This window comes from Erwinia sp. JH02, from assembly GCF_013074405.1.
In the GTDB taxonomy this organism is placed as follows: Bacteria; Pseudomonadota; Gammaproteobacteria; order Enterobacterales; family Enterobacteriaceae; genus Erwinia; species Erwinia rhapontici.
Window position 1 is genome coordinate 460,123 of the sequence record NZ_JABANZ010000005.1, and the last position, 20,444, is coordinate 480,566.

Here is a 20,444-nt window from a genome sequence, read left to right on the forward strand (position 1 = left end):
GGCAACACACATGTTGCGCGACGTATGCAGGGTATAAGGGAGAAAATTGTGCAAACCCTGAATGCCGATTTAGTCATTGTTGGTGCTGGTGGAGCCGGGCTGCGTGCTGCGATTGCCGCCGCAGAAGCCAACCCGCGATTGAAGATTGCTCTGATCTCCAAAGTCTATCCGATGCGCAGCCACACTGTGGCCGCCGAAGGCGGTGCCGCCGCCGTCACTCAAGAGCAGGACAGTTTCGATTCTCATTTTCACGATACCGTTGCCGGGGGCGACTGGCTGTGCGAACAACCCGTGGTGGACTACTTTGTTCAGCACTGCCCGCAGGAAATGGCGCAAATGGAGCAGTGGGGCTGCCCGTGGAGCCGCAAAGAAGATGGCTCCATCAACGTCCGTCGTTTTGGCGGAATGAAGATTGAACGCACCTGGTTTGCCGCCGATAAAACCGGCTTCCATATGCTGCACACCCTGTTTCAAACCTCGCTGAAATACCCGCAAATCCAACGCCTTGATGAGCATTTCGTCCTCGACCTGCTGGTGGACGATGGCGTGGCGCACGGCCTGGTCGCGATCAACATGATGGAAGGCACGCTGCTGGAAGTACGCGCACAGTCAGTGATCCTCGCGACCGGCGGCGCGGGCCGCGTCTATCGCTACAACACCAATGGCGGCATTGTCACCGGCGATGGTATGGGCATGGCGTTTCGCCACGGCGTCCCACTGCGCGATATGGAGTTTGTTCAGTACCATCCCACCGGCCTGCCGGGTTCCGGCATTCTGATGACGGAAGGCTGCCGTGGTGAGGGCGGTATTCTGGTCAATAAAGACGGTTACCGTTACCTGCAGGATTACGGCATGGGGCCGGAAACTCCACTCGGGGAGCCAAAAAACAAATATATGGAGCTGGGCCCGCGCGACAAGGTTTCCCAGGCTTTCTGGCACGAATGGCGTGCAGGGCGCACCATCGCCACACCACGCGGGGATGTCGTCTATCTCGATCTGCGCCACCTCGGTGAGAAAAAACTGCGCGAACGTCTGCCGTTTATCTGCGAACTGAGCAAAGCCTATGTCGGCGTGGACCCGATTACGGCTCCGATCCCGGTGCGTCCGACCGCGCACTACACCATGGGCGGCATTGAAACCAACGCCGAGTGTGAAACGCGTATCCAGGGTCTGTTTGCCGTGGGTGAATGTTCCTCCGTTGGACTGCACGGGGCGAACCGCCTCGGCTCTAACTCGCTGGCAGAACTGGTGGTGTTTGGGCGCCTGGCGGGCGAGCAAGCCGCACAGCGCGCTTCCCAGCCACATCCGGTGCGGGATGCCGCACTCAGCGCTCAGCGCAACGACATTGAAAAACGACTGCACGGGTTGGTGAATCAGCAGGGCAGCGAAAATGCGGCCACGCTGCGTGATGAAATGGGCATGGCGATGGAAGAAGGCTGCGGCATCTACCGCACCACGGAGCTGATGCAAAAAACCATCGATAAGCTGGCGGAGCTGAAGCAGCGTTTTTCTAACCTGCGTGTGACCGACACCTCCAGCGTGTTCAATACCGAACTGCTGTACGCCGTTGAACTGGCCCACGGGCTGGATGTGGCGGAGTGTATGGCGCATTCAGCCATTCAACGTAAAGAGTCTCGCGGCGCACATCAGCGGCTGGATGAAGGCTGCACCACACGCGACGACGAACACTTCCTGGCGCATACCCTGACCTTCTTCAACCCGAAGGGAGCGCCTTCGGTCGCTTACGATCCGGTGACCATTACCCATCTGCCGCCTGCTGCGCGCGTGTATGGCGCGGCCTCTGAGGGCAGCACCCACAAGGAGCCTGGTCATGAGTGAGAGCAAAAACCGTCAAATCAACATTATGCGCTACAACCCGGAGACAGACCGCGTCCCGCGTAACGAGATTTTTGACGTTCCCTGGGATGAAACCACCTCGCTGCTTGATGCCCTCGGCTATATCAAAGACAACCTGGCTTTTGATCTGTCGTATCGCTGGTCATGTCGTATGGCGATTTGTGGTTCTTGCGGGATGATGGTGAATGGTGTCCCCAAACTGGCGTGCAAAACCTTCCTGCGCGATTACCCGGCCGGCGTCAAAGTAGAACCACTGGCAAACTTCCCGATCGAACGCGATCTGGTGGTGGATATGACTCACTTTATGGAAAGTCTGGAGGCGATTAAGCCTTGGGTGATTGGTAACCCGCGGGAGGCCAGTGAAGGCCCGGGCCTGCAAACCCCGGCGCAGATGGCGAAATATCATCAGTTTTCCGGCTGTATTAACTGCGGTCTGTGCTATGCCGCCTGCCCACAGTTTGGCCTGAACCCTGAATTTATTGGCCCTGCGGCGATCACCCTCGCCCACCGCTATAACCTCGACAGCCGTGACCGGGGTAAAGCACAGCGTATGCCGCAGCTTAACGGCATTAATGGCGTCTGGAGCTGTACCTTTGTCGGCTTCTGCTCCGAAGTATGCCCGAAACACGTCGACCCGGCGGCGGCTATCCAGCAGGGCAAAGTGGAGAGCAGTAAAGACTTCCTGATCGCCACCCTGAAACCCCATTAAGGAGGCTGTAAATGACCTCGAAACGTAATGCGTATATCCGTCCTATGTCAGGAAGCTGGTGGCAGTCGCTGCCGTTCTACCGTCTGTATATGCTGCGTGAAGGCACCGCCATTCCCGCACTGTGGTTCAGTATTGAGCTGATTATCGGCCTGTTTGCTCTGAAGATGGGGCAGGAAAGCTGGGAAGGTTTTGTCACCTTCCTGCAGAACCCCATCGTCCTGCTACTGAATCTGGTGGCACTCGTCGCCGCCTTGCATCACAGCAAAACCTGGTTTGACCTGGCCCCAAAAGCACAAATTATTATCGTTAAAGGGGAGAAGCTGCCGCCGGAACCGATCATTAAAGGGCTATGGATCGTGATGATTATTTTAAGCGGCGTTGTACTGGCCGTGTCGCTGCTGGCTTAAGGAGTGATAATGAACACACAACCGCAACGTTCTGATGAGCCCATCTTCTGGGGCCTGTTTGGTGCCGGGGGCATGTGGGCTGCATTGGTCAGCCCGGTGATCGTTCTGCTGGTCGGCTTGTTGCTGCCGCTAGGCTGGGCACCGGCAGAGACGTTCAGCTATGAGCGGGTTCTGGGATTTGCTCAGTCACTGCCTGGCCGAGTCATCCTGCTGCTGGTGATTGTGATGCCACTGTGGTGCGCACTGCACCGCCTGCACCATAGCCTGCATGACCTGAAACTGCATATCCCTGCCAGCAAGTTGCTGTGCTACGGCATTGCCTCGCTGTTAAGCGTAGTAGCATTAATTGGCGTGATCGCCGTGTAAACCTATACTCAAGCCATTCGATCATTAAGGAATGGCTTATTTATATGTCGCTATGGAAAATGTTCACCGCAGGTGCCGGGGCGCTGCTCTCGGTTGCCTGCTCTACCACCCCGCCGCAAGGCGTTACCCCCATTTCTGGATTCAATGCCGAACGCTATCTTGGAAGCTGGTATGAGATTGCGCGCCTGGACCACCGTTTTGAACGTGGCCTGGAGCAGGTGACGGCCACCTACAGCAAACGCGACGATGGCGGGCTGAAAGTGGTTAACCGCGGCTTTAATACGCGCAAACAGCGCTGGCAGGAGAGTGTAGGTAAAGCCTATTTTACCGGCCCTTCTGATCTGGCCGCACTCAAAGTGTCATTCTTCGGACCGTTTTATGGCGGCTATAACGTGATTGCGCTGGATAACGATTACCAGCACGCGCTGGTGTGCGGGCCGAATCGGGACTATCTGTGGATTTTATCGCGGACGCCGCAGCTGGAAGACGGGGTAAAAACAGAGTTACTGGCTAAAGCACGCGGAGCAGGCTTTGCCGTGGATAAACTGATTTGGGTTAATCAGCGCTAACAAGGCTATCGCCGGTGCACCGCACCGGCCTTTCACACAGATTAATTCGTGCTTTTCTGAATTGCCTTACCACCCGCCTCAACATCTTCACCCACGCCGCGCGTGGTATTACAGGCAGAGAGTACGGAAGAGAGCACCAGAACAGAAAGAAGGGCAACAATACTTTTCTTCATAGCAATTTCCTTTTAATTAGAGATAAAGCACAGCGATGTAAGCATAGCTGTAATTTATGCGCTTGCCTGTATGGCAAAGCAAAAAGGGAATTTTTCAGACCAGAAGACGTTACTTATTGGCTGCGTCGGTGATGGCACCGCCGAGATGCTGCACATCTTCGCCAAAGCCGTGGAAGGTATTACAGGCGCTGAGCGCGCAGGTCATCAACAATGCAACAGCTATGAATTTCAACATATACTTAAACTCACATCGTCAAGGATAAGGGCCTGACGGGCAGGCCCTCACTGGTTCGGGCTTATTTTACGCGTGAAACGTATTCGCCAGAACGGGTATCAACTTTGATCACTTCGCCAATCTGCACGAACAGTGGCACTTTCACTACCGCACCGGTAGACAGTGTCGCTGGCTTGCCGCCAGTCCCTGCGGTATCACCTTTCAGGCCCGGATCAGTATCCGTGATTTCCAGCTCAACGAAGTTCGGTGGTAACACCTGGATCGGTTTGCCGTTCCACAGGGTCACGATACACTCAGCGTTGTCGAGCAGCCATTTTGCTGCATCGCCCACGGTTTTCTCTTCAACAGGATGCTGTTCGAAGCTTTCCGGGTGCATGAAGTGGTAGAACTCGCCGTCGTTGTACAGGTAGTTCAGGTTAGTATCTACTACATCAGCGCCTTCAGCGGAGTCGGTAGATTTAAAAGTTTTCTCAACACGCGTTCCGGTCAACAGACGACGCATTTTTACGCGTGCGAATGCCTGGCCTTTACCCGGCTTAACAAACTCGCTTGATTCGATGGCATAAGGCTCGCCTTCGAACATGATTTTAAGACCGGGACGGAAATCGTTGCTAGAATAAGTCGCCATAAAGGCCCTCTACAATTTATTACTGGTACTTAGCCAAAAAAATGGCACACATTGTAACCCTAAATACCCCTGTGCGAGAAGAATGGTTGCATCAACTTGCCGATGTAATCACTGATCCGAATGAATTACTGCAACTTTTAGCGTTGCACCATCACCCTGATCTGGTTTCAGGCCATGACGCACGGCGTCTTTTCGCCCTGCGCGTCCCCCGGGCCTTTGCTGCACGCATGCGCAAAGGCGATCCGCAGGATCCTCTGCTGCTACAGGTTATTACCTCGCAGCAGGAGTTCGTTGATGCACCGGGTTACAGTACCGATCCGCTGGATGAGCAGAGCAGTGTGGTGCCGGGTCTGTTACATAAATATCGTAATCGTGCGTTATTGCTGGTCAAAGGCGGCTGTGCCGTCAATTGCCGTTACTGTTTTCGCCGCCATTTTCCGTACTCTGATAACCAGGGCAATAAACGCAACTGGCAGCAAGCCCTGGAGTATATCCGACAACAGCCAGAACTGGATGAGATTATTTTCTCCGGCGGCGATCCGCTGATGGCAAAGGATCACGAGCTGGACTGGCTGATCGCAGAACTGGAACAAATTCCACATATTAAGCGCCTGCGCATCCACAGCCGTCTGCCGGTGGTGATCCCTAAACGCATCACCGAAGCGCTGTGCCAACGGCTTGCACAGTCACGCCTGCAAACGCTGATGGTCACCCATATCAACCACGCGCAAGAGATCGACGACGACCTGCGCCATGGTATGCGTATGCTAAAACGTGCGGGTGTGACGCTGCTGAATCAGAGCGTGCTGCTACGGGGCATTAACGATGATGCCACCACGCTGGCCGCACTGAGCAATGCGCTGTTTGATGCCGGGATACTTCCTTATTACCTGCATGTGCTGGATAAGGTGCAAGGCGCAGCGCATTTCTACGTTGATGACCAGCGCGCACGCGCCATTGTGCGTGAACTGTTAGGTAAGGTTTCGGGTTATATGGTACCGAAACTGGCGCGGGAGATTGGGGGTGAGCCGAGCAAAACGCCTCTCGATTTACAGTTACGTCAGGAATAGATGCGGCGGCATTGCAGCAATAAAAAAGGGTGCGCTTAAAGCCACCCTTTTTTATTCATCGTCAGAATGCCCATCAGGCCATAACGATCATGAGCACTTATACACCTGACCACTCATTTTGCTGTCGAGCGGTGCAAAGTTAGACCAGATGTTCTGGGTTGGACTGGTGGCACCATAAATGACGTTACCGCCCATCTCTGCCGCACGATTACGCAGATCGTTGGCTGCGCCGCGCAGTGAACTGCCTTCGCCACCGGAACCTGAGAACCAGTTACTTTGTGCGCCAGTCACGTTGCCCAGCAGCTGGCAGCTACTTGCTGGTTGCTGATCGGTAAAGGTGACACGCTCGCCAGCTGAACTCAGTGTGTTGGATGAACTACAGCCTGCCAGCAGCAGCGCGAGCGCCGAGAATCCCAGTACGTGAATACGCATGCTTTTCCTCAAAATTGTAAAATTATACGACCCCATTTATACCCTTTTAACTGGCAAAAGAAAAACATACTTACTGATTTTCTTGCGCCCGCAACTGATTGCTTTTTGAACACACCATTAGAGTGATAATTAACACCCATTAAGTGATATATTTCCAGTTAAGAAATATATATTAATAACGATCGCTCCAAAAAAATCACATATTGAAACAACAAGAGTAAACACGCAAATAAAGATTTTACTATAAAGACAAACTTTTATTAAACACGGCACTGTGTATAATCGAGGCAGCAATTACCACTCAAGGATAACGAGTCAGGCTGCTATCACACATCATAAATAATGGACTATGCATGAAAAAAATCAGATCACCTCTCACCCTTACCGTGATGATACTGCTTGCATTAGGCTCTAATGAGATATTCGCATCCTCCCAAACAACCATAAAGTTGCAGGGCGAGATTATGCCCGGCTCATGCGATATCGGCATGAATAGCGCAGGAAGCATTAAGTTAAATCTGGCCGCTGGTCAGGGCAGCTCCCATTCGGGCAGAACGCTACTGCCCGAAAAAAAATTAGGCTTGATGATTCAATGTCAGGGAGCGACTTCGTTTGCTTTTCGCGCAAGAGACATTGCCCCGAATGCCGGCAACGTTCAGCTGGCGGGTGAACAGCAGCGTGATATTTTCAGCCTTGGCCTGACAAATAAAGGACAGGCAATTGGTGGCTATCTCGCCCTGATTGACCCTGAACACTCGCGAATGGACGGAAGAGTTATACCTAACGTGCTGGTTTCAGATAACGAAGGGGTTAGCTGGCGCACCGGGCAGTTCAGGCTGACTCCATCCGGTGAAAACATTTACTCCTGGGGTAGCCAGATAACACCAGGAAGCGCACGTCAGGTTAATATTGACATCATCCTGAAGCCTTTCATCTTCAATTTAAATCAGGCAGATGCAATAAAAATAGATGGAATGACAACGTTTGAAATTGTATATCTGTAAAAATCTCATTTGCTATTTTTATTTTAACTTGATTAGTTAACCCTACATCAATAGATGTAAAAACAAGCCTCCAAAATACATCAGACAACCTTTGATAAAGTTAAAAAAAACAAACATGCGACATTTAATCCTGCCTTCTGCATGTTAGGTTAAAAAGGGAATATCCAAGTGAAAGTGGAATTCAAGGAAACCCGCATTAAGTATTAAGCGTTCCCCTTACTCTCACAGGAGAGTATTTTCTTCATGAATAAAACGTATAAGGACTATACACACATGAATTTTAAAAAGACCGCGCTGAGCCTGTCTCTGTTGGCCGCTATCGCAACATCGGGCATGGCCAATGCAGGCAAATCACAGTTCACTGTAAAAGTTGATGGCATGATTATTCCTGCGTCATGCGATATTGGTAAAGGGGTCAGTTCAACGAGCATTAAGTTAGGAAAATTGATAGCCGATAATCTGAACCTGACGAAAGACACAATCCTACCCGTATCAAAACTGCAGATTAGGATTGACTGCCCATCTGCCACAGCCGTTGCCATCCAACCCACCGATGTGGCAGAAAAAGCGGGCCAGGTTTTCTATATGGGTTTACAGGTGCCCGAAATTTTCAGCCTGGGAGCAACCTCTGACGGCGCGGTAATCGGCGGTTATATGGTGAAGCTCGACACCGATAGCACAAATGTAGACCAGGTTGGCGTGAGCAATTTCATCGTTGCTCCTGTGGGGTCTAACGTCTGGAGTACTTTTGATAACACCAGCCGCCTTATTTCAGGTACCGGCCAGAAGATGTACTCCTGGACAACAGGGGATAAAAGCAATGCGCCTGTTATGGGTAAAAGCCATACCATCGGGCTGGAATTCACCCCGTTTATTTCCCCGGCATCCAAGCTGAAAACCTCTGAAAGAATCGATATCAAAGGTGAAGCGACTTACGATCTGGTTTACCTGTAATCCCAGATTAATTTCACCTAAATACCGGAGTGTTACAACCCGTAGCACTCCGTTCTTGTTACAGAGGTACCATGCGCTCCTTTACCCTGACCACACTGGCTCTACTCTGCTGCTCCTGGACAGCAGCGTCTTACGCCACCATGAAACCAGAAACCCCCATGCTGTTTATTCTTGAAAAGGATGGCGGCGGCAGCATCAATGTCACCAATACTGACGATCAGACAGAACTGCTGTATGTCAAAATTCACGATTTACCTGACGATCCGCAGCCCAAATTGTATGCCACTCAGCCCGTCATGCGCCTGGAAGCCGGGAAAACCCAGCTGGTGCGTTTTATTCTTAATAGCGACCGCCCACTCCAGGTTGAGCATCTGAAGCGTGTCACCTTCGAAGGCATCCGGCCGAAAACAGGCAATGATGAAAACAGAATTGACGTTAATATTCGCCAAAATATTCCAGTGATTATTCATCCACAAGGATTAGCCATGAGCGCCGATCCATGGAAAGCACTGGTCTGGAACCTCAACGGCAATAAGCTGACGGTACACAATCCCAGTCCCTATGTGGTCAGGCTGTCACAACAAATCAAGCTGCTTCCACAGGGGAAAAACGCACTGCTGACCAAAACCTATGTTCTGCCGCAGCAGACGGTGCCCGTGATGGTGAAAGAAGCCGCACAGCTCACTGGCACGCAGAAGGTCAGTATTGAAACCGTGTCGAAATATGGCTTCGACACCGGCAATGTTGAAATGTCGGTGACACATTGACCCCGGCGGTAAAAGGAAATTTACTGCACTCATTACCAAATGAAATGGAATAATGTGGAAGCTCATTTTTTTACTGCCCGCCAGTCTGATATTTGTGGCGCTAAACTCTAATGCCACCGCCAACGAAACACCTTCCGCTTCTTTATCGGGTGAAACCTCGCCTGAAGACTGGGACGTTGAAACGTTAAAACGCCACGGCCTGGACCAGAGTGCACTGGAAAAGCTGGATCGGTTGGGCAAGATCCCTGCCGGATTGAATGTGATAGATATCAGCCTTAACGGTGATTTTATCGGTTCATTCCAATTACAGGTCACTCACCAGGGGGCGATTTGTTTCACTCCAGCGCTGTTTGAAGAACTGGGCCTGAGCGTTCCTGATGCCGCACGATCTCAAAAATGTTATGACTGGGCGGCCAGTGATAGCCAGATTAGTCTCGCCTGGCAGCAGGAAACACAGTCGCTCAGTATCGTAGTGCCCTCTTCATGGCTTGTCAGCCAACGTCATGAGGGCGAATCCGGCGGCAGTGCCATCCACGTTAACTACAACTACTTTTCCAGCATGAATCTTTCCCCTGACCATCGGGAACGTTACAGCTGGCTGGCGTTGGATAGCGGTATCAATCTGGCCAACTGGATATTGCGCAGTCAGCAAAACGTTCAACAGGATAAACAGGGCCTGACGGCTACGGTTAACTCCACCTATCTGGAACGCTATGTTAGTAAGCTGAACAAGACCCTACAGGCAGGGGAAATTAACGTTAGAAATACCCTATTCGCCCTGGACACGTTAAATGGCTTTCAGCTCTCACCGGATGATGTGTTATCTCAGGGGGTGGGAGGAAGTGGCGTCAATATTGAGGGCATTGCTAATACCCCTCAAGCGCGTGTCGAAGTGCGACAGTATGATCAAATCATTTACAGCACCCTGGTGCCGGCAGGCCCGTTCAACCTGGACAATATTCCAGTACAAAACCTCAATGCCCCACTTGATGTCACGGTAGTAGAAAATAAGGGGGAAAATCAGCACTTTGTGGTTCCTGTCACCCAGCTTACCCATTTTAATCGCGGCAGCAGCCCCGGTTTCAGCCTGGCGATAGGCAGTGTAAAGAGAGTGGCACAGGACAGTGCTACACCGGCCATTTTGACGCTAAATCAGAACTGGCAACCCGGCCCCTCGTGGTCACTGCGCAGTGGAGCGCTGCTCAGCAAAAGCTACCATTCCCTTGCGATTTCGCTTAACGGCGTGCCGCAAATCCTTGCAGGCAGCAGCTCAATTTCACTTCAGGCTATCGTGGAACAGAACGATACTCGCCGCAGTAACGGCGCTCAATTGCAGCTTTCGGGTAGCCATAACCTGTCGCAGAATCTTTCCCTGTCTCTGGGAATGAGTAAAAATAGCCCGAATTTTATCACGTTGAATGAAGCAAAACAGCGCAATAGTAACAACCACAACGACCAGCAAAATAACGAACTCAGCGTCTCTGCTAACTGGTCTCCTCAATGGCTGGGCACATTGTCCCTGAGCTATAGTCGCTCGCGCAGCTATCAGAATGATCAGTTATGGCGCTATGCCATGCTGTCCTGGAATCGTCGCTTCACTAAGAATCTTCGGCTGTCATTGAGTGCGTCACAGGGCAGCGGCGGAAAGCAGAAAAATAAAAATATCTCGTTGAATGTTAACTGGTCGCTGGGGGAGACGCATTTTCGGCACTACTACCGCGCTTATAATCATCGTGATGTGTTGGGTAGTGAAGTCAGTGCGTCACTTTCAGACTACAGTGATTACAACCTGGCTCTGGAACAAACCAACAGCGATCATAACCGCTCGATCCAGGGCTCGCTCAACAGCGATCTGCGCTATACCCGCCTTAGCCTTAATGCCCAGCAGGACACCCAGCACAACAGCAACTACAGCGTGAGCGGTCAGGGTGCAGTCATTCTTTACCCTTATGGCGTGGGTTTCAGCAACAATCCGGTATCAGATACCTTTGGTCTGCTGGCACTCAGTCGTCCTGTGGCAGGGATCCCGATCATCACACCGGGCGGGATCGCGTGGACGGACTGGCGTGGAGAGGCAGTCCTCCCGGCGATACCGCCATGGCAGGATAGTTCACTGAACATCGATGTGGATAAACTGCCTAAAAATATCGATGTGATTAATGGTCACCGCACGCTACATCTGGCACGAGGCACGGTAAAAAAAGTGAAGATAGCAGTGCTCTCCGGCACGCGATTGCTGCTCACCGTCAGGCTTGCAAATGGCCAAATGTTACCGAAAGGCAGTACGCTATGGCGGGATGGGGAGCTTGTCACAGAAGCTGTAGATGAGGGCGTGGCGTTTCTCAGTAATGCAGCAGAACAGGCCAGTATGCAGGTGAAAATTGCACGCAGTACAGAGGAGTGCATCATCAATTACCACATCGATGATGAGGACGACGACGATCGTACTCTGTACAAAAGGCTTGATGTGACCTGCCAATAAAAAACGCCCCGTCAGCGCAAACTGACGGGGCGTTTTGCATCACGTACCGCTAAGGGCAGTGGAGCGGGGGGATTACATCATTCCGCCCATGCCGCCCATACCACCCATGCCGCCTGCGCCTAAATCAGGCGTATCGCCTTTAGGCAGATCAGTCACCATACATTCGGTGGTGATCATCAGGCCAGCAACAGAAGCCGCGTACTGCAGAGCAGAACGGGTCACTTTGGTTGGGTCCAGGATACCGAAGTCGATCATGTCGCCGTACTCTTCGGTCTGCGCGTTGTAACCGTAGTTACCTTCGCCTGCTTTCACGTTGTTAGTCACAACAGATGGCTCTTCACCGGCGTTAGCAACGATCTGACGCAGTGGGGATTCCATTGCGCGCAGCGCAACTTTGATACCCACGTTCTGGTCTTCGTTCTGGCCACGCAGTTCAGACAATTTAGACGCCACGCGTACCAGTGCAACACCACCACCAGCAACCACGCCTTCTTCTACTGCTGCACGGGTAGCGTGCAGAGCATCTTCAACGCGTGCTTTCTTCTCTTTCATTTCAACTTCAGTCGCTGCGCCCACTTTCAGAACGGCAACGCCGCCTGCCAGTTTCGCGACACGTTCCTGCAGTTTTTCACGATCGTAATCAGAAGTTGCTTCTTCGATCTGCTGACGGATCTGAGTCACACGGCCGTTGATCGCCACTTCTTCACCGGTACCATCGATGATGATAGTGGTGTCTTTGTTGATCACAACGCGTTTCGCCTGGCCCATATCTTCCAGACCTGCTTTTTCCAGTTCCATACCGATCTCTTCTGAGATTACGGTACCACCGGTCAGAACAGCGATGTCCTGCAGCATGGCTTTACGACGGTCGCCGAAACCAGGAGCTTTAACCGCAGCCACTTTCACGATGCCGCGCATGGTGTTCACCACCAGCGTTGCCAGCGCTTCGCCTTCAACATCTTCAGCGATGATCAGCAGTGGTTTACCGGCTTTCGCAACGGCTTCCAGCACTGGCAGCATTTCACGGATGTTGGAGATTTTCTTGTCAGCCAGCAGGATGAATGGAGATTCCAGCTCAACTGCGCCAGTTTCTGGCTTGTTGATGAAGTAAGGAGACAGGTAGCCACGGTCAAACTGCATACCTTCAACCACGTCCAGCTCGTCTTGCAGACCGGTGCCTTCTTCAACAGTGATCACGCCTTCTTTGCCCACTTTTTCCATCGCCTGAGCAATTAACTGGCCCACGGTTTCATCGGAGTTAGCAGAGATGGTACCGACCTGAGCAATCGCTTTAGAGTCAGAGCAAGGCACAGACAGTTTTTTCAGCTCTTCAACCGCGGCGATAACCGCCTGGTCGATGCCGCGCTTCAGATCCATCGGGTTCATACCCGCAGCGACGGCTTTCAGGCCTTCGGTGATGATGGACTGTGCCAGTACGGTAGCAGTGGTGGTACCGTCACCCGCAGCGTCGTTAGCTTTGGAAGCGACTTCTTTCACCATCTGAGCGCCCATGTTTTCGAACTTGTCTTCCAGCTCGATTTCACGCGCAACAGAAACACCATCTTTCGTGATGGTCGGTGCACCAAAAGATTTATCCAGAACCACGTTACGGCCTTTCGGGCCCAGGGTAACTTTTACTGCATCTGCCAGTACGTTCACACCGCGCAGCATTTTTACGCGCGCGTCATTACCGAATTTTACGTCTTTAGCTGCCATTTTATCTTTTTCCTTAAATTCGTTACGTTCAGTGAATTACGCGTTAATTACGCTTCAACAATCGCCAGAATGTCGTTTTCTGAGATGATCAGAACTTCTTCGTTGTCGATTTTTTCAGTTTTCGCGCCGTAGCCTTCGCTGAAGATGACCACATCACCTACTTTCACGTCCAATGGCTTCACTTCGCCATTTTCCAGGATGCGACCGTTGCCAACAGCCAGGATTTCGCCACGAGTAGATTTACCCGCCGCAGAACCGGTCAGCACGATGCCACCTGCAGATTTGGATTCAACTTCTTTACGCTTGACGATAACACGATCGTGCAATGGACGAATTTTCATTGTTAGCTCTCCTTTGAGAAGTCCAATCAGTTTTGGGATGAAAGCCGGGCTGCATTGGCTACCGGCCTCGTGACGGAAGAGATGCGGCCGCCGAGGAGGCCTTTCAAGGGCCAGAAGTAATTTTTTTTGTTAACTGCCTCTTTAGGTGTTTTTTTGTACATCCTGTTCGGCAGGCAAAAAAAACGGCGCCCCGTCAGGAAAGCGCCGTGATTGACGGGCAAAACATTAACGCCTGTCGTCGTTGCGGTCATGCTCAATCAGATTCGATTCTTTACGCTCGTATTCACCATCAACGGTAAACCCGCTATCAGGCGCAGCGCCCCCACCGCCCCAGACTTTCAGATGCGGCATCAGCTTCAGCGTCAGATGCTTTTGTACCGGAGGCAACAGCAGCAGCAGACCAATGAAGTCAGTAAAGAAGCCTGGCAGTAACAGCAGGAAACCCGCCAGCACCAGCGAGACACTCTTGATCATCTCTGCCGCCGGGCTTTCGCCCGCATTCAGCTTCTGCTGCATCAGCATAAAGTTTTTCATCCCCTGGTTTTTCACCAGAGAAATGCCAATGCAGGAAGTGAAGATCACCAGTAGCATGGTCATCAACACGCCCATCACATGGGCAACCTGAATGAAGAGAGAAATCTCGATCCATACCAGGGCAAATATTACTAAGAACGGTAACCAGCGCACCGTATTCTCCTGTATCAATGGCCCCCCTGCAGAGTGCACGGCGGCATAAAATGGCGATCGTAGTGACCGATAGTATAGAAGGTGGGAGCGAGGACCCCCTTTTTCAACGGGAAATGTTGAAATAGATGCGACACCTTTCATTGTGAGTACGATCACATATCATTGAAACTGTTTGATATGGCAGGCAGTTTAAGTGATCTGGCTTCAGGCTTTTGCATCACGACAGAATATGATCGTGCTCGGTGTGACGCAAACAGATAAAATCTTGCGGCAGCCGTTCTCCGGCCCGATATTCTCTGGATGTCGACCGCAGAAACAGGCACTTAAATTGTGATGATTTTACCGGTATTCCTTTAAAGAAGGTTCTCATGACTAATAACATTCGTATCGAAGAAGACCTGTTAGGTATGCGTGAAGTCCCCGCGGATGCTTACTACGGTGTTCATACTCTGCGTGCGATTGAAAACTTCTATATCAGCAACAACAAAATCAGTGACATCCCTGAATTTGTACGCGGTATGGTCATGGTTAAAAAAGCGGCGGCGCTGGCGAATAAAGAGCTACAAACTATCCCGCGCAACGTGGCAAACACCATTATCAGTGCCTGTGATGAAGTGCTGAACAACGGCCGGTGTATGGATCAGTTCCCGATCGACGTTTACCAGGGGGGGGCTGGCACCTCGGTAAACATGAACACCAACGAAGTGCTGGCCAATATTGGCCTCGAGTTGATGGGGCATCAGAAAGGAGAGTATCAGTACCTCAATCCGAATGACCACGTAAACAAATGCCAGTCCACCAACGATGCCTACCCAACCGGGTTCCGCATCGCGGTTTACAGCTCCATTTTGAAACTGCTGGACGCTATCGGCCAGCTGAGTGAAGGCTTCCAGCGGAAAGCGGTGGAATTTAACACCATCCTGAAAATGGGCCGTACCCAGCTTCAGGATGCCGTGCCGATGACACTTGGCCAGGAATTCCATGCCTTTAACGTGCTGCTGAATGAAGAGATCCGCAGCATTCTGCGCACCGCCGAACTGCTGCTGGAAGTCAACCTGGGCGCGACCGCCATTGGTACTCGTCTGAATACACCGGACGGCTATCAACAACTGGCCGTACAAAAGCTGGCAGAAGTCAGCGGCCTGGCCTGCGTGCCGGCAGAAGACCTGATCGAAGCCACCTCCGACTGCGGTGCCTACGTGATGGTGCACAGTTCGCTGAAACGCCTGGCGGTTAAGCTGTCGAAAATCTGTAATGACCTGCGTCTGCTCTCCTCCGGCCCACGCGCTGGCCTGAACGAAATTAACCTGCCGGAATTACAGGCTGGCTCTTCAATCATGCCTGCCAAGGTTAACCCGGTCGTCCCTGAGGTCGTCAATCAGGTGTGCTTCAAGGTCATCGGCAACGATATTACGGTGACGATGGCTTCTGAAGCGGGCCAGCTCCAGCTGAACGTGATGGAACCGGTCATCGGACAGGCGATGTTTGAGTCCATTCATATTTTGACCAACGCCTGCTACAACCTGCTGGAAAAATGCGTCGATGGCATTACCGCCAACAAAGCGGTGTGCGAAGCCTACGTGTTTAATTCCATCGGTATTGTCACCTACCTCAACCCGTATATCGGCCACCATAATGGCGATATCGTCGGCAAGATCTGCGCCGAAACCGGTAAGAGCGTGCGGGAAGTGGTACTGGAGCGCGGTTTACTGACCGAAAGCGAGCTGGATGATATTTTCTCTACGCAGAACCTGATGTTCCCGGTGTACAAAGCAAAACGCTATACCGATGAAAACGAACAATAACAGACCGGATATCTAACTTTTTAAGGCACGTTGTTCACCCGAACACCGTGCCTTTTTACTTTTCACAGCACACAAAATTTTAACGGTTTATTAGCAAAAAAATTAAGGAACACCTTATGTTATTACCTGAGCTTATCGTCGTCTTTGCCGCGATCTATCTGGGAAGCCGGCTGGGAGGGATCGGCATCGGCTTTGCCGGAGGTCTCGGGGTGCTGATTCTCACCCTGGGATTTCAAATCAAACCGGGTGCCATCCCGTTCGACGTTATCGAAATCATTATGGGCGTTATTGCCGCTATCGCCGCGATGCAGGTTGCTGGCGGGATGGATTATCTGGTCAATCTGGCCGAGCGGCTGTTGCGTAAACATCCGCGCTATATCACCCTGCTGGCACCGCTGGTGACTTATGTGATGACCCTGCTGGCGGGGACCGGGCACACCGCGTTCTCCACGCTGCCGGTGATTGCCGAGGTGGCCAAAGAACAGGGCATACGCCCTTCCCGTCCGCTGTCGATTGCCGTGGTCTCTTCGCAGATTGCCATCACCGCCTCGCCAATTTCAGCGGCCGTGGTGTTTATGGCGGGCATCCTCGAACCCAAAGGCATCAGCTACCTGATGCTGCTGGCGGTTGCGATCCCCTCCACGATGGCGGCTATCTTTATCGCTGCGCTGCTCACCAACTTCCTTGGTAAAGAGCTGAAGGATGATCCGGTATATCAGGCCCGGCTGGCAAAAGGCGAAGTGGCCCTGCGTGGGGCCAGCAAGTTTAAAGAAAAACCGGGAGCCAGGCGCTCAGTACTGTTGCTGCTGGTCGGCATTGTCGCCGTGGTACTGTACGCCACCGCGATCAGCGATGCGGTTGGCCTGATTCAAAACCCGGTGCTGCCGCGTAATGAAGCCATCGTGGTGTTTATGTTGACCGTTGCCGCGCTGATCTGCTTAACCTGCAAGATTGATACCGGTGAAATTCTCAGTGCCAGCACCTTTAAATCCGGCATGAGTGCCTGCGTCTGCGTACTCGGCGTTGCCTGGCTGGGGGATACGTTTGTCAAAGCCCACATCGGCGATATCCAGCAGGTGGCAGGTGAGTTGCTGCACGATTATCCATGGATGCTGGCTGTGATCCTGTTCTTTGCCTCAACGCTGCTTTACTCGCAGGCGGCAACCACCAAAGCGCTGATGCCGGCAGCCCTGATGCTGGGTGTTTCCCCGGTCACTGCGGTGGCATCATTTGCGGCGGTATCCGCTCTCTTTGTGCTGCCGACCTACCCTACGCTGCTGGCCGCGGTGGAAATGGACGATACCGGCTCCACGCGTATCGGCCGTTTTGTGTTTAACCACTCGTTCCTGATCCCTGGCACGCTGGCCATTGTGCTGTCGGTGGCGTTTGGTTTCCTGTTGGGTGGCATTATTCTCTAATCTCTCCCCGGGCCGATCGGAAAAAATGATCGGCCCCTGGATCCTGTAGAGGCCGACCTGCCCGACCCCGGCCCCCCGAAACTCACGGTGCCATGCTATCATCTCCCTTTGCCGTCCGGCCGGTCCCACATGGAGAGAGCAAGACCCGTTATGACTCAGCGACTTATCCCCTTTATTTTCCTGCTGTTTGCCAGCCTGTTCAGCGTGAACGCCAGCGCGTCGCTGTTCGGCCACAACAACAACAGCCAGTTTGTGACGGTCAATCAGGCCTTCGCTTTTGATTTCACACAAAAAAACGACATTCTCACCCTCAACTGGCAGATCAAACCGGGCTACTACCTGTATCGCCAGCAGATAAAGATCAGCGTGCAGGGCGCGACGCTCGCCGAGTGGAGTCTGCCCGCAGGCAAACCGCATGAAGACGAGTTCTATGGCAAAACGGAAATTTATCCGGACAGCCTGACGCTGCCTTTCACCCTCAGGCAAGCCGCTGCAGGCGCGCAAATGACGGTGGTCTATCAGGGGTGTGCCGCAGCGGGATTTTGTTATCCGCCGGAGACACGCACCGTGCCGCTGGATGCAGTGGCGGCGCATAGCACGCCGGAAGCCACACCGGTACCTGCCACTGCCTCAGAGACGTCCGGCAGCAACAGCTTGCCCTTCTCACCGCTGTGGGCACTGCTGATCGGCATTGGCGTAGCGTTCACGCCCTGCGTACTGCCGATGTATCCGTTAATCTCGGGGATTATCCTCGGCGGCAATCGCCGCTACAGTCTGGCTCGCCTGTTTGCGCTGGCGATGGTCTATGTACAGGGCATGGCGCTGACCTACACCCTGATGGGCATTGTCGTGGCGGCCGCCGGGCTACGCTTCCAGGCCGCGCTTCAGGCACCCGCCGTGCTGATCGGACTTTCTGTGCTGTTTATTCTGCTGGCCTTGTCGATGTTTGGCCTGTTCACCCTGCAACTCCCCTCTTCATTGCAGACCCGTCTGACGCTGTGGAGTAACCGTCAGCAGGGCGGCTCACTGCCGGGCGTCTTCCTGATGGGTGCGCTGGCCGGGCTGATTTGCTCGCCCTGCACCACTGCCCCGCTGAGCGCTATCCTGCTGTACATCGCTCAGAGTGGCAATATGCTGGCCGGTGCCGGAACGCTGTATCTGTATGCGCTGGGTATGGGTCTGCCGCTGGTCGCCATTACGCTGTTCGGCAACCGCCTGCTGCCGAAAAGTGGCCCGTGGATGCAGACGGTAAAAGAGGGTTTTGGCTTTGTGATCCTGGCTCTCCCGGTCTTCCTGCTGGAGCGGGTGGTCGGCGACACCTGGGGATTGCGCCTCTGGAGCCTGCTGGCCGTCGCCTTCTTCGGATGGGCGTTTATCAGCAGCCTGAAAAGCCAGCGTGGCTGGCTGCGCGTGCTGCAAATTCTGCTGTTAGGCATCATGTTGATTGTTGCCCGTCCCTTGCAAGATTGGGCGTTTGGCAGTGCTGCCCAGCAGGAAGCGGGCCCACAGTTAACGTTTACCCGAATCAGTAGCGTTGAGCAGCTCAATCAACGGCTGACAAGCAGTGCGGGCAACCTCACGATGCTCGACCTGTATGCCGACTGGTGCGTGGCCTGCAAAGAATTTGAGAAATACACTTTCAGCGATCCGCAAGTGCAGGCGGCCTTTGGCCACATGCAGTTATTGCAGGCAGATGTCACTGCCAGTAACGCCAGCGACAGCGCCCTGCTGAACCATCTGAATGTCCTGGGCTTGCCCACCCTGCTTTTCTTTGATGCACAGGGCCATGAAATCCCGGGCTCACGCGTGACCGGGTTTATGAAACCGGCGGCGTTTCGGGCGCATTTGCAGAAACTGGCACAGTAAACGACACTAGATTTTGATAAAGCTAAACGAGGAGAAGGACGTGCAGCGTGAACAGGTACTGGAACAGGCTCTTGGCATCCTTGAGCTGAACGGACTCGCCGCCACCACTTCTCTTGCCATGATGGCGGAAGAATTGGGATGCAGCGAACAAGAACTTCAGCGCTTCTGGCCGGATCGCGATGCGTTGCTGTATGACGCGCTACGCTATCACGGGCAGCAGATTGAAGTCTGGCGACGTAAGCTGCTGCTGGACGACAGCCTCAGCCCGCAGAAAAAACTGATGGCCCGTTATCAGGTGCTGGCAGAAGCCGTCAATAATCAACGCTATCCCGGCTGTCTGTTTATTGCCGCCTGTAGTTTCTACCCGCAACCGGACCATCCGATCCACGAAATTGCGGAACTGCAAAAACAGGCATCCTGGCAATATACTCATGCCCTGTTGAGCGAGCTGGAAACCGATAATCCTGAGCTGGTGGCACATCAGATGGAGTTGATTCTGGAGGGCTGTCTGTCCCGTCTGCTGGTGAAGCGCAAGGTGCAGGAAGTGGAAAACGCCCGCCGCCTGGCAGAAGACGTACTGACCATTGCTTTGTGCCGCAAAAATGGGGCGTTAAGCTAAAGCACTTTGCCGTATCAGGGTAAAAAGCAGGCAGTCGGCAGGATTTTACGACTTTTTTATGACAAAGCCGTTGACGCCGAACGGCCTTTACGGTTTAATGCGCCCCGTTGCCCGGATAGCTCAGTCGGTAGAGCAGGGGATTGAAAATCCCCGTGTCCTTGGTTCGATTCCGAGTCCGGGCACCATCTTTAGAAGAACCCGCCTATGGCGGGTTTTTTGCTTTCTGTGCTACGGACTCTCCATCGAACTGCGTTCGATTACTCGTCTCATCCATGAGACTCGCCCCTCCGGGGCTGGCGCTGAAGCGCCATGCAAAAACGCTCCCGGCGTTTTTGTCCG

21 protein-coding genes and 1 tRNA gene are annotated in these 20,444 nt (G+C 52.9%); 15 read left to right on the forward strand and 7 right to left on the reverse strand.

The features are described from left to right. Window positions 1–48: 48 nt before the first annotated feature. The 5 genes from frdA to HHI26_RS14770 are packed head-to-tail and all read left to right on the forward strand — an operon-like array spanning window position 49 to window position 3,908. Entirely contained in the window at window positions 49–1,839 is a 1,791-nt protein-coding gene (gene frdA, locus HHI26_RS14750) for a fumarate reductase (quinol) flavoprotein subunit (protein ID WP_133842568.1), read from the forward strand. Continuing rightward, the gene (locus tag HHI26_RS14755; RefSeq protein ID WP_133842569.1) at window positions 1,832–2,566 is read left to right on the forward strand and encodes a succinate dehydrogenase/fumarate reductase iron-sulfur subunit; all 735 of its coding nucleotides are present in this window, start codon (window positions 1,832–1,834) and stop codon (window positions 2,564–2,566) included. Before frdA ends, HHI26_RS14755 begins: the two co-directional genes overlap by 8 nt. An 11-nt stretch (window positions 2,567–2,577) precedes the next feature. Then, window positions 2,578–2,973 (forward strand): fumarate reductase subunit FrdC, encoded by a 396-nt coding sequence (gene frdC / locus HHI26_RS14760; RefSeq protein WP_159336790.1) that lies wholly within the window; start codon window positions 2,578–2,580, stop codon window positions 2,971–2,973. Window positions 2,974–2,979: 6 nt separating this feature from the next. Then, window positions 2,980–3,339: a fumarate reductase subunit FrdD gene (frdD, locus tag HHI26_RS14765; RefSeq protein ID WP_133842746.1), complete on the forward strand. Its 360-nt coding sequence runs from the start codon at window positions 2,980–2,982 to the stop codon at window positions 3,337–3,339. A gap of 44 nt (window positions 3,340–3,383) precedes the next feature. After that, complete coding sequence (locus HHI26_RS14770; protein ID WP_133842571.1) at window positions 3,384–3,908, forward strand: lipocalin family protein; 525 nt, start codon at window positions 3,384–3,386, stop codon at window positions 3,906–3,908. A gap of 41 nt (window positions 3,909–3,949) precedes the next feature. On the opposite strand, the gene HHI26_RS14775 is transcribed toward HHI26_RS14770, so the two are convergent. From HHI26_RS14775 to efp, 3 genes are all read right to left on the reverse strand, one after another. Continuing rightward, window positions 3,950–4,081 (reverse strand): entericidin A/B family lipoprotein, encoded by a 132-nt coding sequence (locus HHI26_RS14775; RefSeq protein ID WP_133842572.1) that lies wholly within the window; start codon window positions 4,079–4,081, stop codon window positions 3,950–3,952. A gap of 109 nt (window positions 4,082–4,190) precedes the next feature. Further along, the gene (locus HHI26_RS14780) at window positions 4,191–4,316 is read right to left on the reverse strand and encodes an entericidin A/B family lipoprotein (protein ID WP_133842573.1); all 126 of its coding nucleotides are present in this window, start codon (window positions 4,314–4,316) and stop codon (window positions 4,191–4,193) included. Between the two features lie 61 nt (window positions 4,317–4,377). Next, window positions 4,378–4,944, reverse strand: coding sequence for an elongation factor P (gene efp, locus HHI26_RS14785; protein WP_133842574.1), 567 nt, complete (start codon window positions 4,942–4,944; stop codon window positions 4,378–4,380). A gap of 41 nt (window positions 4,945–4,985) precedes the next feature. Between efp and epmB the strand changes: the two genes are divergently transcribed. Further along, window positions 4,986–6,014: an EF-P beta-lysylation protein EpmB gene (gene epmB, locus HHI26_RS14790; RefSeq protein ID WP_133842575.1), complete on the forward strand. Its 1,029-nt coding sequence runs from the start codon at window positions 4,986–4,988 to the stop codon at window positions 6,012–6,014. Window positions 6,015–6,101: 87 nt separating this feature from the next. Here the strand turns inward: epmB and HHI26_RS14795 are convergent, their stop codons facing one another. Continuing rightward, window positions 6,102–6,446, reverse strand: coding sequence for a DUF4156 domain-containing protein (locus HHI26_RS14795; RefSeq protein ID WP_133842576.1), 345 nt, complete (start codon window positions 6,444–6,446; stop codon window positions 6,102–6,104). 353 nt (window positions 6,447–6,799) lie between these two features. Here HHI26_RS14795 and HHI26_RS14800 point away from each other — a divergent pair, with 353 nt between their 5' ends. The 4 genes from HHI26_RS14800 to HHI26_RS14815 all read left to right on the forward strand — a co-directional run bounded on the left by HHI26_RS14800 (window position 6,800) and on the right by HHI26_RS14815 (window position 11,653). Beyond that, window positions 6,800–7,450 (forward strand): hypothetical protein, encoded by a 651-nt coding sequence (locus HHI26_RS14800; protein ID WP_159336789.1) that lies wholly within the window; start codon window positions 6,800–6,802, stop codon window positions 7,448–7,450. A gap of 243 nt (window positions 7,451–7,693) precedes the next feature. Continuing rightward, window positions 7,694–8,404, forward strand: a complete 711-nt coding sequence (locus HHI26_RS14805; protein WP_171149287.1) for a hypothetical protein — start codon at window positions 7,694–7,696, stop codon at window positions 8,402–8,404. 71 nt (window positions 8,405–8,475) lie between these two features. After that, window positions 8,476–9,171, forward strand: coding sequence for a fimbria/pilus chaperone family protein (locus tag HHI26_RS14810; RefSeq protein WP_159336787.1), 696 nt, complete (start codon window positions 8,476–8,478; stop codon window positions 9,169–9,171). A 52-nt stretch (window positions 9,172–9,223) separates the two neighbouring features. Beyond that, on the forward strand, window positions 9,224–11,653 hold the full coding sequence (locus HHI26_RS14815; RefSeq protein WP_171149288.1) for a fimbria/pilus outer membrane usher protein: 2,430 nt from the start codon (window positions 9,224–9,226) through the stop codon (window positions 11,651–11,653). Between the two features lie 72 nt (window positions 11,654–11,725). Here HHI26_RS14815 and groL read toward each other — a convergent pair whose 3' ends face one another. The 3 genes from groL to HHI26_RS14830 form a co-directional block, all read right to left on the reverse strand. After that, window positions 11,726–13,369: a chaperonin GroEL gene (groL, locus tag HHI26_RS14820; protein WP_159336785.1), complete on the reverse strand. Its 1,644-nt coding sequence runs from the start codon at window positions 13,367–13,369 to the stop codon at window positions 11,726–11,728. A 47-nt stretch (window positions 13,370–13,416) separates the two neighbouring features. Continuing rightward, a complete protein-coding gene (locus tag HHI26_RS14825; RefSeq protein ID WP_133842582.1) occupies window positions 13,417–13,710 on the reverse strand; it encodes a co-chaperone GroES in 294 nt (97 codons plus the stop codon). A 225-nt stretch (window positions 13,711–13,935) separates the two neighbouring features. Then, window positions 13,936–14,397 carry an FxsA family protein gene (locus HHI26_RS14830; protein ID WP_133842583.1) on the reverse strand — a complete coding sequence of 154 codons (462 nt, stop codon included), beginning with the start codon at window positions 14,395–14,397 and terminating at the stop codon, window positions 13,936–13,938. A gap of 368 nt (window positions 14,398–14,765) precedes the next feature. On the opposite strand from HHI26_RS14830, the gene aspA reads away from it, so the two are divergent. From aspA to HHI26_RS14855, 5 genes are all read left to right on the forward strand, one after another. Further along, entirely contained in the window at window positions 14,766–16,202 is a 1,437-nt protein-coding gene (aspA, locus tag HHI26_RS14835; RefSeq protein WP_133842584.1) for an aspartate ammonia-lyase, read from the forward strand. 116 nt (window positions 16,203–16,318) lie between these two features. Further along, entirely contained in the window at window positions 16,319–17,620 is a 1,302-nt protein-coding gene (locus tag HHI26_RS14840; protein WP_167864317.1) for an anaerobic C4-dicarboxylate transporter, read from the forward strand. A gap of 150 nt (window positions 17,621–17,770) precedes the next feature. After that, entirely contained in the window at window positions 17,771–19,486 is a 1,716-nt protein-coding gene (locus tag HHI26_RS14845) for a protein-disulfide reductase DsbD (protein ID WP_171149289.1), read from the forward strand. Between the two features lie 40 nt (window positions 19,487–19,526). Further along, the gene (locus HHI26_RS14850) at window positions 19,527–20,105 is read left to right on the forward strand and encodes a transcriptional regulator (RefSeq protein WP_133842587.1); all 579 of its coding nucleotides are present in this window, start codon (window positions 19,527–19,529) and stop codon (window positions 20,103–20,105) included. Between the two features lie 109 nt (window positions 20,106–20,214). After that, window positions 20,215–20,290 (forward strand) — tRNA-Phe (locus tag HHI26_RS14855). Window positions 20,291–20,444: the final 154 nt, after the last annotated feature.